The following is a 14,136-nucleotide window of genomic DNA, read 5'->3' on the forward strand; positions in this document are numbered from 1 at the left end:
CAATTGTAGGCATAGATATGTAGAGTGGGGACGTGCTGACCTTTCTCAATGCCCTGAAACGGGTAGTTGTGGGTCGACCGTTCCGTAATGATCGGTTGGCCCACACCCTTTTACCGAAGCGAATTGCGCTGCCAATCTTCGCCTCCGATGCGCTTTCCTCGGTGGCTTATGCACCGGATGAAATCCTGCTCACCCTGGCTTTGGCCGGTGCCGCGGCGGTGACGATTTCACCCTTGGTGGGGCTGGCCGTGATGATCGTGCTGATCACCGTGGTGGCCTCCTACCGGCAGAATGTGCACGCTTATCCTTCCGGTGGCGGAGATTACGAGATCGCCAATACGAACCTGGGCAAGGGAGCGGGGCTCACCGTAGCTTCCGCGCTACTGGTCGATTACGTGCTGACCGTGGCGGTGTCGATGTCCTCCGCCGCGAACTACCTGGCCACGGCCATTCCCGGTATGCACGGCACTCAGGCTTGGATAGCGGTAATCGGGGTGGTGGTGCTCGCCTTGGTCAACCTGCGCGGCATCAAGGAAGCGGGTAGCGTTTTCGCGGTGCCAACCTATATCTTCATGGTCTGCATCCTGGGTATGACTGTCGTCGGAATCATCCAGGCCGTTACCGGCCATTTGGGCCAGGCTCCGAGCGCCAAATTCGACATCATTCCGGTGCCGGAGTATGAGCAGGGCATCGTCGGACTGGCCGGTGCCTTCCTGCTATTGCGAGCCTTCTCCTCGGGTGCCGCTGCTTTGACCGGCGTTGAAGCAATCAGCAATGGCGTGCCGAACTTCCGCAAACCCAAGTCCAAGAATGCCGCCACCACCTTGCTGCTGCTGGGCGCCATCGCGGCCGCCATGCTGGCAGGCATCCTTTACCTGGCCAACGCCACCGGGGTACACATCGTGCTGGACCCCGCCAAGGAATTCCTGATTAACGGACAACCGCCGCCGGGGGATTACGTGCAGAATCCGGCGATCAGCCAGATTGCGCAGACCATCTTCGGAGCCGGCTCAATACCGTTCTTCATCATTGTGGCGGCAACCGGAGTCATCCTGGTGTTCGCCTCCAACACCGCCTTCAACGGCTTCCCCGTGCTGGCGTCCATCCTGGCTCAGGATGGCTATCTGCCGCGTCAATTGCGCACCCGTGGTGACCGCCTGGCGTACAGCAACGGGGTGCTGGCGCTTGCGGTCGGCGCGATCGTGCTGATCATCGCCTTCAACGCGGATGTCACCAAGCTGATCCAGCTCTACATCGTTGGCGTTTTCATCTCCTTTACGGCCAGCCAGCTGGGCATGATCCGGCACTGGGGGCGGGCGCTCAAACTGGTCAAGGAACGGGCCGACCGACTGAGGATCATTAAATCCCGCACCATCAACACCATCGGCTTCTTCATGACGCTGACTGTGCTATTGATCGTTTTGATCACCAAGTTTGAACAAGGTGCCTGGATTGCGCTTCTTGCCATGTTGGTGCTGTTCCTGGTGATGGGGAGCATTCAGCGGCACTACGAGAATGTCGCCAGGGAACTCGCGGTGGACGAAGACGCTTCGCCACGCGCGCTGCCAACCCGAGTACACGCGGTGCTGCTGGTTTCTCACCTGCGCAAACCCGTGCTGCGCGCGCTGGCTTTCGCACGGGCTTCCAGGCCATCCCAGTTGGATGCCATTACGGTGGACATCGATCCGGAGGAAACCGAGAAAACAATCGAGGCTTGGGCCAAGCTGGAGATCCCGGTGCCGCTGACCGTGTTGGCTTCCCCTTACCGGGAGACCGTGACGCCGATTATGGAGTACGTGAAGAACATCCGGCGGGACTCGCCACGAGATCTGGTGGTGGTTTACATTCCGGAGTACGTGGTGGGCAAGTGGTGGGAGCAGTTAGTCCACAACCAGACCGCGTTGCGGATCAAGGCGCGGCTACACTTCGAGCCCGGCGTTATGGTGGCCAGCGTGCCTTGGCAATTAGCCTCCTCCGAGGCCGCCCGACGTTCCCAGGAACTGCTCTAGATGGCCGCTCTTGAGGTTACTGTCGGCGCGGTGGCGCACGGCGGGCATTTTGTCGCGCGGCACGAGGGCCGAGTCATCTTTGTTCGGCACGCATTGCCTGGGGAACGAGTGCGGGTCGAGCTCACCGAATCTGGTGAGGACGCGCACTTTTGGCGCGCCGACGTCGTCGAGGTCCTCGAGGCCGCTCCGGAGCGAGTGACCCATTTTTGGCCTGCGGCGGACTCCTTGCGGACTCACGCCGCCGGTGAACTGCCGGTGGGCGGTGCGGAGTTTGGTCATATTGAGCGTGGCTTTCAGCGCGAGTTGAAGGGCCGGGTGCTGGCCGAGCAGTTACAGCGGCTCGCGGGTCTTAAGCTTTCGACGCCGGTCCAGGAAGTTCCGGGGGAGCAGCCAGACGGTCTGGGCTGGCGGAGTAGGGCTGGCTTCGCAGTGACTCCGGAGGGGCGGCTGGGCATGCACGCGCATCGATCCAATACCGTGATTGCCGTCCAGGACATGCCGCTAGCCGTGCAGCGGATTCGTTCCCTACCGCTGTGGGAGCTCGACTTCACCGGAATCGAGCGGGTGGAGATTGCCGCTCCGGATTCCGGCGACGGACCGCTGGTTCTGCTGGCCGGGGCGAAAGCAGCGGCCGCGAGGGTTTCCGCAGAGTTGCCTGAGGGTTTGTCGGTGGCGCATTGGGACCCAGAGCACTCAAGGGTGTCTGCGTTGCGTGGCCGGCCGTGGCTGCGCGAACATGCAGTGGATCGTGATTTCCGGGTCAGTGGAGATGGTTTTTGGCAGATTCACCGTTCCGCTCCTTCGGTGCTCAGCGGGGCGGTTTCCGGATTGCTTTCCGAGGTGCTGCGACCCGGGGCTAGGGTGGCGGACCTCTATGCCGGTGTGGGTTTATTTACTTCTATGCTGGCGGAGGCTGTTGGCGTAACTGGTGAGGTGCTTTCGGTGGAGGGTTCGCCGGTGACGAGCAAGGACGCCACGCGAAACTTTGAGGGTCAGCCTCAGGTGCTGGTCCGCCCGGGCAGGGTGGAAAGGGTGCTGGCCGCAGCGGCGCGTTCGGGGAGCTCTGGAAGCCAGCTGGACGCCGTCGTGCTAGATCCGCCACGGGCTGGAGCCGGGAAGAATGTGGTGCGGCAGATTGTAGCCAGTGGGCCGCAGCTGGTGGCTTATGTCTCCTGCGATCCGGCGTCCTTTGCTCGCGATGTGGGGTATTTCGCCGGGCAGGGCTGGGAGCTGGCAGAGTTGCGGGCCTTTGATCTGTACCCGCATACACACCATTTGGAGACCGTGGCGTTGCTACGCCCGAATCGTTAGGAGTGCCCTAGAATCTGGGCATGACGATCCGCCGAGAGGGTTATAGATTCACCCTGATCTTCATCCAACGCTGGACAAAAATCCTGACGATCGCCCTCTGCGTTGGGGTCGCAATAGGATTGCTGCTGGGGCTTTTGAGTGACGTCAAGGGGACTCCGAGGTGGTTGGGGGACGCCGGATTTGTGGTGATCTTGTCCAGCATTGGGTTACCACTTCTGGGTGCCGCGATCCTGGGCGGTGAGTCGATTTTCCGTGGAGGAGGCTTAGTTGGAGCGGGGCTTATCCTAGGCTTTGCGGGCGTGGTCATCGGCCGCACCCTGCAGATTGACTGGATGCCCTGGGCCGGCGGAATCCTCATCGTGCTTTCCATCCTCGGCTTCTGGATCATGGGGTGGGTGGCAAAAGTTCCGATGTTTTTTGGTGTGAAAAGGGACGATCCGTGACCCGATGCCCGCACCTAACCCTGCTTCCGGCTCACCAATTCGGTAATCCAGATCGGGGCGAACGGCGAGGTGCAGTTCGGCGGTGTGGGGTAGTCCTTGAGGACCTCCAGGCGCTCACCAATATCGATGGCTCGGGCACGATATTTTTCATACTCGATGCCAATCTGCGCCAGGCAGTTGTTCATGGCCCACTGCAAACGATCTGGAGCCTGCTTCATCTCGGCTTCAATAATGTCCAGCAGCCCGGACAGGTCTAGACCCTCGGGGTTCTTTACGACGCGCTCGCTAGTCAGTGCCCAACCGGCGCTCGCAACCACCGGGTCCGGATCAGCGAACCAGGCCACCCGAAGTTCCTCGGCGTGCGGACTCTTCTTCACCACATAGTTCACCAGCCAATCGTGCACCTTAGGAACACGCGCTTGGCGCAACATGGCGTCCAGCTCATCAGCCTTGAACGTTTTTGGTCGGCAAATCAGTAAGGCCAGCAGCCTGGCCGCAGTATCACCGGTAGCCCACAGCTCAAGCGCAAGTTCCTGCTGGATCTTGAGCCGTTTGGCGACCCCGCGTAGTTTACCTAGATTCACCCCGTGGTCGTCACCGTGCCTGAGGTTGACCTCACGGACTCGCGGATCCTCAAGAGCGGCCAATTCGGCCATTACCTCGGCCAGCGTCGTATTGGTCGTCATCTGTGCCTCCTGCCCATCGTCTTGAGAATCAGTCTACGAGGGCCCGATTCCTGGCCGAGCGTTCTGCCCGGCTATCGAACCTCCGAAACATCCTTCCTGAGGCTGACGTTCAGCATCACCGGCTCGCATAGAGTTATGAGCACCATGAGCAGCCAAAAGACCGCCACGCCCACCCAGGTAAAGAACTCATCGATGAGTCGCGCCGAAGCTAAAAATGTGGCTCGGCTTACTGCGATCGCCGAAGCCAAACAGCAACTGACGGCAACGGAGCTCTCCACCCGCGGCCTCAGCGAAGCTCAGGTTTCCGAACGCATCGCAGCGGGACTAGACAATGTGGTTCCCAATGAATCCAGCCGCAGCATCCTGCAAATTCTGCGCGCCAATCTGGTCACCCTGTTCAATATCGTGCTGGGTGCCTGCTTCGTGGTGGTCCTCCTGGTGGGGGACTGGAAGGACGCTCTGTTCGGCGTCATCGTGATCGCCAACGCTGCCATTGGCGTGATTCAGGAGTACCGAGCCAAGCGAACCCTTGACAAGCTGGCCGTGCTGCACGCCCCGCACGCAAGAGTGCTGCGTCAGAACTCCCAACCCCCCCAGAATCCGCAGGACAAGCAGAACCAGAGTGAAACACGGGAACTGCCGCTCGCGGAGGTGGTCTATCAGGACGTTTTGGTGCTCCGAACCGGAGACCAGATCCCGGCGGATGCTGTTGTGCTCAGCACCGAAGGCCTGGAACTGGACGAGTCTCTGCTCACCGGCGAGTCCGATCCGGTCGATAAGAGCCCCGGTGATGAAGTGCTTTCCGGCTCCGCCGTTGTTTCTGGCTCGGGTACCGCCCGAGTGGAGCGGATCGGGGTGGAGTCCTTCGCGGCCAAGCTGACCGCGGAAGCCAAGCGCTTCTCGCTGGTCAACTCCGAGATCCGCCGCTCCATTAATAAGATCGTGCTTTACATCACCTGGGCTCTGATTCCCCTAGTGTTGCTCGTGATCAATGGGCAGATGCAGGCCAAGGGCGGCTGGGGGACCGCCCTTGAAACCGGGGCTTGGAAGGATGCCGTGGTCTCCGCGGTGGCTTCCATCGTGGCGATGATCCCCGAGGGCCTGGTGCTGCTGACCAGCATTTCCTTTGGCCTAGCCGCGGTTACCCTGGCCCGTCGCCAGGTGCTGGTTCAGGAATTGCCAGCGGTCGAGGGGCTGGCTCGGGTGGATATTGTTTGCCTGGACAAAACCGGCACGCTGACCGAGGGCGAGATCATCTTCGATGCGGAGTATTCGCTCCAGCAGCCGCCCGGCTGGCACCAGGTGCTCGGCTGGATTGGCGCGGACGAGAACGCCAACGCCACCGCGGCCTGCCTGCGCTCCGAGTACCTGGAACTTCCGGCAATACAGCCCACCGCGAAGGTTCCCTTCAACAGCGCTCGCAAATGGAGTGCAGTGAGCTTCGGCCCGAATTCGGCTCAGGGGAATAACGACGGCGGTAGCCAAGTCCCGCTCGGAAGCTGGGTTTTCGGGGCCCCCGAAATGGTCTTGGAACAGGGCCAGGAGACACATCGGCTGGCTCTGGAACAGGCCAGCCGTCTGGCCGAACAGGGCCTCCGTGCGCTGATCCTGGCGCATAGCCCGGAGCCTTTAGGCGAGGCTCCGGCGGAGGGAGGACTGCCCAAGGAATTACAAGCGGTGGCCATTCTGACCTTTCGGGAGAAGGTCCGCCCGGACGCTTCGGAAACCTTGGCCTACTTCCGCGAGCAAGGTGTCAGCCTGCGCGTTATTTCCGGCGATAACCCACGCACCGTGGCGGCGGTGGCTCGTGAGGTTGGCTTTGAGAATGTCGGCCAGGGCTACGATGCCCGGCAGCTACCGCAAACGTTCAGCGATCAGGACATCGACGAGCTCGGCGAGGTGCTGGAGAAGGAACAGGTCCTGGGTCGGGTAACTCCGGAGCAGAAGAAGTTCATCGTGTTGGCACTGCAAAAGCGCGGCCACGTGGTGGCCATGACCGGTGACGGCGTCAATGATGCACTGGCACTAAAAAACGCCGATATTGGCATTGCGATGGGCTCCGGTGCTGCCGCTACCAAGGCGGTGGCCCGGCTGGTCCTGCTGGATGGACAGTTCTCCCGAATGCCAGGCGTGGTGGCCGAAGGTCGCCGGGTGATCGCCAATGTGGAGCGGGTGGCGAACCTGTTCCTGACCAAAACGGCCTACGCCATTATGATTTCGCTGTTCATCGGCATCATGCTCTGGCAATACCCCTTCTTGCCGCGTCAACTATCGATTGTCTCCTCGTTGACCATCGGCATTCCGGCCTTCTTTTTGGCTCTGTTGCCGAATAAACGTCGATACCAGCCGGGTTTCCTGCGCCGTGTGCTGTTTTTCTCCATTCCGGCCGGGGCAATTATCGCGGTTAGCATCGTGGCGGTTTACGGCTATTCAAGGGCCTTCCCGGATGCGACTCTGAGCGCAGAGGCGCAACTAGAGGCCGGTCGCACTGCGACCACGGCCGCCGTCCTGCTGATCGCACTTTGGGTGCTGGGCACCCTGGCTAGGCCTTTCGACCGCTGGCGGGCCGCCGTCGTCGCCGCCATGGTGCTGGGCCTCGTGCTGGTGCTCGCGGTGCCCTTTGCCCGGGAATTCTTCGCCTTGCAGGTGCCGACCGGTTGGCTGCTGGCGGTTACCATTGGAGTAGTTATTTTGGGCTGCGCGGCGGTAGAAATCCTTTATCGGATCCTCAAACGCCGCGGTGCCGTCTCCGAACGGGTATAAAGTCCGGACTGCTTTGAGTTAGGAACACCTAACTAGCAACCGGACCCCCTCGAGACAAAGATAAATGCTGAGGCGAGAGGAGACTGTAGTGACTTCTACAGCGGGTAATGTGAACAGCTTCGGATCCAAGGGCGTATTAGATGTCGCCGGGACCGAGTACGAGATTTTCCGTTTGAATGCTGTTGAGGGGGCCAAGAATCTGCCCTTCAGCTTGAAGGTTCTTCTGGAGAACCTGCTTCGCACCGAAGATGGTGCGAACATCACTGCGGACCACGTCCGCGCGCTGGCAGCTTGGGATCCCAATGCCCAGCCCGATACCGAGATCCAGTTCACCCCGGCTCGCGTCATTATGCAGGACTTCACCGGTGTGCCCTGCGTTGTGGACCTGGCCACCATGCGTGAAGCGGTTAAGGAACTCGGCGGTGACCCCAAGCGAGTCAACCCCTTGGCTCCGGCCGAGCTGGTGATTGACCACTCGGTACAGATTGACGTCTTCGGTAACTCCGGCGCACTGGAGCGCAATATGGAGATCGAATACCAGCGCAACGGCGAGCGTTACCAGTTCCTGCGCTGGGGCCAGACTGCTTTCGACGACTTCAAGGTCGTTCCGCCGGGAACCGGCATTGTGCACCAGGTCAACATCGAGTATTTGGCGCGCACCATTATGACTCGTGAGATTGATGGCAAACTGCGCGCCTACCCGGACACCTGCGTCGGCACCGACTCGCACACCACCATGGTCAATGGCCTGGGCGTGCTGGGTTGGGGCGTCGGTGGCATCGAGGCCGAAGCCGCTATGCTCGGCCAGCCTGTTTCGATGCTGATCCCTCGCGTGGTTGGCTTCAAGCTCACCGGTGGGATTCCCGCCGGAGCCACCGCGACCGACGTCGTACTGACCATTACCGAGATGCTGCGTAAGCACGGTGTGGTGGGCAAGTTCGTCGAGTTCTACGGCGACGGCGTGGCCGCGGTGCCGCTGGCTAACCGAGCCACGATTGGCAATATGAGCCCGGAATTCGGTTCGACGGCGGCCATGTTCCCGATCGATCAGGTCACCTTGGATTACTTGCGGCTGACCGGCCGCTCGGAGGAGAGCCTGGCTCTGGTTGAGGCTTACAGCAAGGAACAGGGCCTCTGGCACGATGCCTCGCACGAGCCGAAGTTCTCCGAGTACCTGGAACTGGATCTTTCCACCGTGGTGCCGTCCATTTCCGGCCCGAAGCGCCCGCAGGACCGTATTCAGCTGAGCGACGCGAAGGAGCAGTTCCGTAAGGACCTGCACAACTACGTCAAGCCGGTTTCGGATGACGGCAGCGTGGATGAGGCACTGGAAGAGAGCTTCCCGGCTTCGGATTCGCCGTCCTTCTCCGCCGACGCGAACACGCATGTGCACGATTCGGCCCGCTTGGTCTCGGCCGCGAACGGTGCCTTCGGACGTCCGTCCAAGCCCGCTCCGGTGACGCTTGCGGATGGTCGTCAGTTCGAACTCGATCACGGTGCGGTGACCATCTCCTCGATCACCTCCTGCACCAATACCTCCAACCCCTCGGTGATGCTCGCGGCGGCACTGCTGGCGCGCAACGCGGTCGATAAGGGCCTCGCCTCGAAGCCCTGGGTGAAGACCTCACTAGCGCCGGGCTCCAAGGTAGTCACCGACTACTACGACAAGTCCGGACTGACCCCGTACCTGGAGAAGCTTGGTTTCTACCTGGTCGGCTATGGCTGCGCCACCTGTATCGGTAACTCCGGCCCCTTGGAGCCCGAGATCTCCGAGGCTATCCAGTCCAACGACTTGGCCGTGACCGCGGTGCTCTCCGGTAACCGTAACTTTGAGGGCCGCATTCAGCCCGATGTGAAGATGAACTACCTAGCCTCACCGCCACTGGTGATCGCTTACGCGCTGGCCGGTTCGATGGACTTCGACTTCGATACCGATCCGCTCGGCACCGATGATGCGGGCAAGGAAGTGTTCCTCAAGGACATCTGGCCTAGCCCCACCGAAGTGCAGTCCGTGATCGACTCCTCGGTGGATCAGGAGATGTTCATCTCTAGCTACGCCTCGGTTTTCGAAGGCGACGATCGTTGGAAGGCGCTTTCTACTCCCGAAGGCGACACCTTTGACTGGGCGCAGGATTCCACCTACGTGCGGAAGCCACCGTACTTCGAAGGCATGCAGGCAAAGCCGGAGCCGGTCACCGATATCACCGGTGCTCGGGTGCTGGCCAAGCTGGGCGATTCGGTCACCACCGACCACATCTCCCCGGCGGGTTCCTTCAAGTCGGACAGCCCGGCTGGAAAATACCTGCTGGAGCACGGTGTGGATCGCAAGGACTTCAACTCTTACGGCTCACGTCGTGGCAACCACGAGGTGATGATCCGCGGTACCTTCGCGAATATCCGCTTGCGCAATCAGTTGCTCGCCGACGCCAATGAGGGCAATGGAGTTGAGGGTGGCTTCACCCGCGACTTCACGCTCGACGGCGGCCCGGAATCCACCATCTACGATGCCTCGGTGAACTACTTGGCTGCCGGGGTGCCTCTTGTGGTGCTGGCAGGCAAGGAATACGGCTCCGGCTCATCCCGTGACTGGGCAGCCAAGGGCACCGCGCTACTGGGCGTCAAGGCTGTTGTCGCCGAGAGCTACGAGCGGATCCACCGCTCCAACCTGATCGGTATGGGTGTGCTGCCGCTGCAGTTCCCGGAGGGCGAGAACGCTTCGACCCTGGGTCTGGATGGCACCGAGTCGTTCTCAGTGGCCGGTGTGACCGCTTTGAATGAGGGCACCACGCCGAAGACGCTCACGGTCACCGCGACCAAGGAGGACGGTTCGACCAAGTCATTTGACGCCGTCGTCCGCATTGATACGCCAGGTGAAGCCGACTACTACCGTAACGGCGGCATCCTGCAGTACGTGCTGCGACAGATCTCCGCGTAGGGTTCCCCTGGTGAACCGAAGGTTTACCAAGGGGGCGCGGAGATCGATCTCCGCTAGCTAAGTTCTGAGAGGGGCCCCGGTCATCGTTCAACGGTGAGCCGGGGCCTTTTTTCACGCGCGAGTTCGCTTGTCCTTCTCCAATTCGCGGGGTTTTACCGGCGAATTCGAGACTCAAACGCGAACTCGCGGTGCAGAGCGGGGAGGGGCCGGTGGCAAAAACGCAGTAGAATTGCTGTCATAACGCGCTGCGGATAGCAGAGGAAGTGAGGATCAATGGGACTTCTGGAGACCATCCAGCATCCGGCGGATCTCGCCCGGCTCAGTGACGTGCAGATGACGCAACTGGCCACCGAGATCAGGGAATTCTTGATCAGCAATGTCGCTCAGACGGGCGGACATCTCGGCCCCAATCTTGGCGTGGTCGAACTGACCCTGGCGATCCATCGGATTTTTGATTCGCCCAGAGATTCCATTATCTTCGACACCGGGCATCAGTCCTATGTGCATAAACTGCTCACCGGCAGGCAGGATTTCTCCACGCTGCGGCAACAAGGTGGGCTTTCCGGCTATCCAGACCGTGCCGAGTCCCCGCACGATATTGTGGAATCCTCCCATGCCTCATCCTCGCTGTCCTGGGCCGACGGGATTTCCCGAGCCCGGCAGCTGAACGGCGAAGGGGATCGCTACGTTGTCGCGGTGGTTGGCGATGGTGCGCTGACCGGTGGAATGACCTGGGAAGCACTCAATAACATCGCAGCTGACAAGCATCGCCGAGTGGTTATCGTGGTGAACGACAATGGACGCTCCTATGCGCCCACGGTGGGCGGACTGGCGGACTATCTGCGCTCACTCCGGCCCGCAATTGATTCGGTGCGCACCCACAAGGCTTACGAGGAGACCCTCGACTGGACCAAACAAAAGCTGCAACACGGCGGTGTACTGGGCCAGTTCATGTACAAGTCGCTGCACGCTGCCAAAAAAGGTCTCAAGGACTGGTGGGCTCCGCAAGGGCTCTTCGAGGATCTTGGCATGAAGTACATCGGCCCGGTAGACGGGCACAACGAGAAGTCGATGGAGTCCGCACTGCTCGCGGCCAAGAACTACGCCGGACCGGTGATCGTACACGCGATGACCGAGAAGGGCAGGGGTTATGCCCCGGCTCGTGCCCATGAGGAAGACCAGTTCCACGCTGTCGGGGTGATTGATCCGGAGACTGGCCTGCCCGTGGATTCCGTTTCGGTACAGTCCTGGACCTCGGTTTTTGCTGAGGAGATCGCTGAGATCGCCGATGAACGGCAGGACATTGTTGGCATCACCGGGGCGATGCTCAACCCGGTGGGACTCAATATCTTCGCCGAGAGACATCCACAGCGAGTGATCGATGTGGGTATTGCCGAGCAGCATGCGCTGACCACGGCAGCCGGTATGGCTTTCGGCGGCTTGCATCCCGTGGTGGCGCTCTACGCCACCTTCCTAAATCGAGCCTTCGACCAGCTGCTGATGGACGTCGCACTGCACAAGGCGGGAGTCACCGTGGTGCTGGACCGGGCAGGAGTTACCGGCCCTGATGGTCCCAGTCACCACGGCATGTGGGATCTGTCGATCTTGCAGATCATCCCGGGCTTGCACCTGGCCGCGCCGAGGGATGCCTCCCGGCTGCGGGAGGAACTGCGGGAAGCGGTGGCGATCGATAATGCTCCGAGCGTGCTGCGCTATTCCAAGGGCTCCGTAGGCGTCGAGGTCGAAGCTATTGAACGGCTTGAGGATGGCGTAGATGTGCTGGCCAGGCGCCCCTCTGGTTCCACCGAGAACGATGTATTGATCGTCTCGGTGGGCGCGATGAGCGAGCTTTCTCTGCAGGTATCGAATCTGATCGGCGCGCAGGGGATTTCCTCCACCGTGGTGGACCCACGCTGGGTATTGCCGGTTCCGGAGTCCATTCTTGAGCTGGCCGCTCAGCACCGGATCGTGATCGTCATTGAGGACGGCGTTCGGGCTGGCGGAGTTGGCTCGCGCATCCGTCAGGAGATGCGCGCAGCTGGTGTGGACACAGCGCTGAATGAGGTGGGTTTGCCGGTGGAATTCCTGGCGCACGGCTCCCGCTCCCAAGTCTTAGAGCGCGTAGGTTTGACCGCGCAGCAGGTAGCGCACGACGTCGTCGGCCAAGTTCTGGGGACCAAGGTACCTTTCGCTCGGCCACTGCCGACGAGCGACACTCAGGGCGGTGTGACGCATACCGGTCAGCTGCCGCGCCAATGAGCGAGAGCGAAACGACGCCTGCCGTCGGTGACCTAGTCGTGGCGCGTCACCGGAAGTGGGACGGCGGGGCTCACTGGGTGGTGCCGGGGACCTATTTGGGCTCGGATGAAGTCGGTCACTGGGTGCATCAGCCCGCTGGTTCCTTCGTTTCGAAACCAGGTTCCGGATTTATGGCGGTTTCTCCGGCGGTGCTTCTGGTGCCGTTCGAGGGGGAGTGGGTGGCCACTTTCTATGATGATCAGCACCCCGAGCAGTGCTCCTTGTACGTGGATATTGTGACGGAGATCAGCTGGAATCTTTTGACACGGGACGAAGGCTGGGAGATGACCTTGATCGATATGGACCTAGACGTGATCACCGCGCGGGATAGAACCTGGGTGGACGACGAAGATGAATTCGCCGAACATCAGGTGCGTTACGGCTATCCGGCCGAGGTGATCAGCCGGATGGAAGCCGAATGTTCCGCTGTTCATCGTCGTGTGCTGGCCGAGGTTGCTCCTTTCGACGGCCGGGCCGATAGCTGGCTGCGCCGCGGGGCCCTCGCGAGATAGCGCCTATCACGCTCCCACGCCTCGCGAGCTCGACGCGGGTCCCTCGCGAGATAGCGCCTATCACGCTCCCACGCCTCGCGCGCTCGACGCGGGTCCCTCGCGAGATAGGCTTGGAAATATGACTGATTATCGCCCGTTGGGCAATTCTGGACTCATCGTTTCCACGGTTGGATTGGGCTGCAATAACTTGGGCAGACCGGGGACCCCCACCGAATCCCAAGAGGGGACAGACGCCGTCGTGCACGCCGCTATTGACGCCGGGGTGACACTTTTTGACGTTGCCGACGTTTATGGTGCGCGGCCCGGTCTGAGCGAGGAACGGCTCGGTAAAGCACTCGCTCGCCGACGCGAGGACGTGTTGATTGCAACCAAGTTCGGACTGGACTTGCAGGGCGCCAACGGCGCCGACTGGGGCGCACGAGGCTCCCGCCGCTACATCGTCAAGGCTGCCGAGGCTTCCTTGCGGCGTCTGGGCACGGACTGGATTGATCTGTATCAATATCACACCCCGGATGGCGTGACGCCGATCGAGGAGACCCTCTCCGCTCTCGATGAACTGGTTCGTTCCGGCAAGGTCCGCTATCTGGGACACTCCAACCGCACCGGCTGGCAGATCGCTGAAGCCGCCTATGAGGCCAAGATCGGTGGTTACACCCCCTTCGTGTCCGCGCAGAATCACTACAATCTGCTGGATCGTCGCGCCGAGCTGGAGGTCACTCCGGCGGCAGAGGCCTTTGGTCTCGGAGTGCTGCCGTATTTTCCGCTGGCCAACGGCCTACTAACCGGCAAATACGCCGAAGGAAAGGCTCCCGAGGGTAGCCGCCTGACGCATTCGCGGACCAATCTGCTCGAGAAGGCAGACTGGTCCCAGCTCGCGGCTTTCAGCACTTTCGCCAAGGACCGCGGCCTGACCGAACTTCAGGTGGCCTTCTCCTGGCTCGCTGCGCAACCCTCGGTTTCCAGCGTTATCGCCGGAGCCACTAAGCCAGAGCAGATTCGGGCGAACGCTGAGGCAGCCACGGCCCCGCTCAGCGTTGAAGACCTTGCTCAGCTCGAGGAGATCTTCCCGCGCACCCCCAAGGTCGCATTGTTCTAAGCTTTCCCTTCCATCGAGTGTGGAGATCTGCACCTTTTGAGGGTGTTTTAAGGTGCAGATCTCCACACTCGATGGGTGGTGAG

The 14,136-nt window shown here is 61.1% G+C and carries 9 protein-coding genes; 8 read left to right on the forward strand and 1 reads right to left on the reverse strand.

Translation table 11 applies throughout. The features are described from left to right. The first annotated feature begins 32 nt into the window (after positions 1-32). The 3 genes from FHU41_RS01340 to FHU41_RS01350 are packed head-to-tail and all read left to right on the forward strand — an operon-like array spanning position 33 to position 3,763. Positions 33-2,009, forward strand: coding sequence for an amino acid permease (locus tag FHU41_RS01340; RefSeq protein ID WP_179387871.1), 1,977 nt, complete (start codon positions 33-35; stop codon positions 2,007-2,009). Further along, the gene (locus tag FHU41_RS01345; RefSeq protein ID WP_179387872.1) at positions 2,010-3,320 is read left to right on the forward strand and encodes a class I SAM-dependent RNA methyltransferase; all 1,311 of its coding nucleotides are present in this window, start codon (positions 2,010-2,012) and stop codon (positions 3,318-3,320) included. It abuts the gene before it with no gap. 20 nt (positions 3,321-3,340) lie between these two features. Then, positions 3,341-3,763 (forward strand): hypothetical protein, encoded by a 423-nt coding sequence (locus FHU41_RS01350; protein WP_179387873.1) that lies wholly within the window; start codon positions 3,341-3,343, stop codon positions 3,761-3,763. A gap of 14 nt (positions 3,764-3,777) precedes the next feature. Here FHU41_RS01350 and FHU41_RS01355 read toward each other — a convergent pair whose 3' ends face one another. Continuing rightward, entirely contained in the window at positions 3,778-4,449 is a 672-nt protein-coding gene (locus FHU41_RS01355; RefSeq protein ID WP_179387874.1) for a DNA alkylation repair protein, read from the reverse strand. 144 nt (positions 4,450-4,593) lie between these two features. Here FHU41_RS01355 and FHU41_RS01360 point away from each other — a divergent pair, with 144 nt between their 5' ends. From FHU41_RS01360 to FHU41_RS01380, 5 genes are all read left to right on the forward strand, one after another. Further along, entirely contained in the window at positions 4,594-7,212 is a 2,619-nt protein-coding gene (locus tag FHU41_RS01360) for an HAD-IC family P-type ATPase (protein WP_179387875.1), read from the forward strand. A gap of 88 nt (positions 7,213-7,300) precedes the next feature. Continuing rightward, entirely contained in the window at positions 7,301-10,147 is a 2,847-nt protein-coding gene (locus tag FHU41_RS01365) for an aconitate hydratase (protein ID WP_343046214.1), read from the forward strand. Positions 10,148-10,420: 273 nt separating this feature from the next. Then, a complete protein-coding gene (gene dxs / locus FHU41_RS01370; RefSeq protein ID WP_179387877.1) occupies positions 10,421-12,406 on the forward strand; it encodes a 1-deoxy-D-xylulose-5-phosphate synthase in 1,986 nt (661 codons plus the stop codon). Further along, positions 12,403-12,957 (forward strand): DUF402 domain-containing protein, encoded by a 555-nt coding sequence (locus tag FHU41_RS01375; protein ID WP_179387878.1) that lies wholly within the window; start codon positions 12,403-12,405, stop codon positions 12,955-12,957. The genes dxs and FHU41_RS01375 overlap by 4 nt, the downstream gene beginning before the upstream one ends. A gap of 118 nt (positions 12,958-13,075) precedes the next feature. Then, the gene (locus FHU41_RS01380; RefSeq protein ID WP_179387879.1) at positions 13,076-14,053 is read left to right on the forward strand and encodes an aldo/keto reductase; all 978 of its coding nucleotides are present in this window, start codon (positions 13,076-13,078) and stop codon (positions 14,051-14,053) included. Positions 14,054-14,136 lie beyond the last annotated feature (83 nt).

Origin of the sequence: Psychromicrobium silvestre (assembly GCF_013408295.1) — a bacterium.
Classification (GTDB): Bacteria; Actinomycetota; Actinomycetes; order Actinomycetales; family Micrococcaceae; genus Renibacterium; species Renibacterium silvestre.

What these genes read in the sequence shown, in the direction of transcription:
- FHU41_RS01345 (WP_179387872.1), top strand. Translation starts at nt 2,010, where the DNA reads ATGGCCGCTCTTGAGGTTACTGTCGGCGCGGTGGCGCACGGCGGGCAT.
- FHU41_RS01350 (WP_179387873.1), top strand. Translation starts at nt 3,341, where the DNA reads ATGACGATCCGCCGAGAGGGTTATAGATTCACCCTGATCTTCATCCAA.
- FHU41_RS01355 (WP_179387874.1), bottom strand. Translation starts at nt 4,449, where the DNA reads ATGACGACCAATACGACGCTGGCCGAGGTAATGGCCGAATTGGCCGCT.
- FHU41_RS01360 (WP_179387875.1), top strand. Translation starts at nt 4,594, where the DNA reads ATGAGCAGCCAAAAGACCGCCACGCCCACCCAGGTAAAGAACTCATCG.
- dxs (WP_179387877.1), top strand. Translation starts at nt 10,421, where the DNA reads ATGGGACTTCTGGAGACCATCCAGCATCCGGCGGATCTCGCCCGGCTC.
- FHU41_RS01375 (WP_179387878.1), top strand. Translation starts at nt 12,403, where the DNA reads ATGAGCGAGAGCGAAACGACGCCTGCCGTCGGTGACCTAGTCGTGGCG.
- FHU41_RS01380 (WP_179387879.1), top strand. Translation starts at nt 13,076, where the DNA reads ATGACTGATTATCGCCCGTTGGGCAATTCTGGACTCATCGTTTCCACG.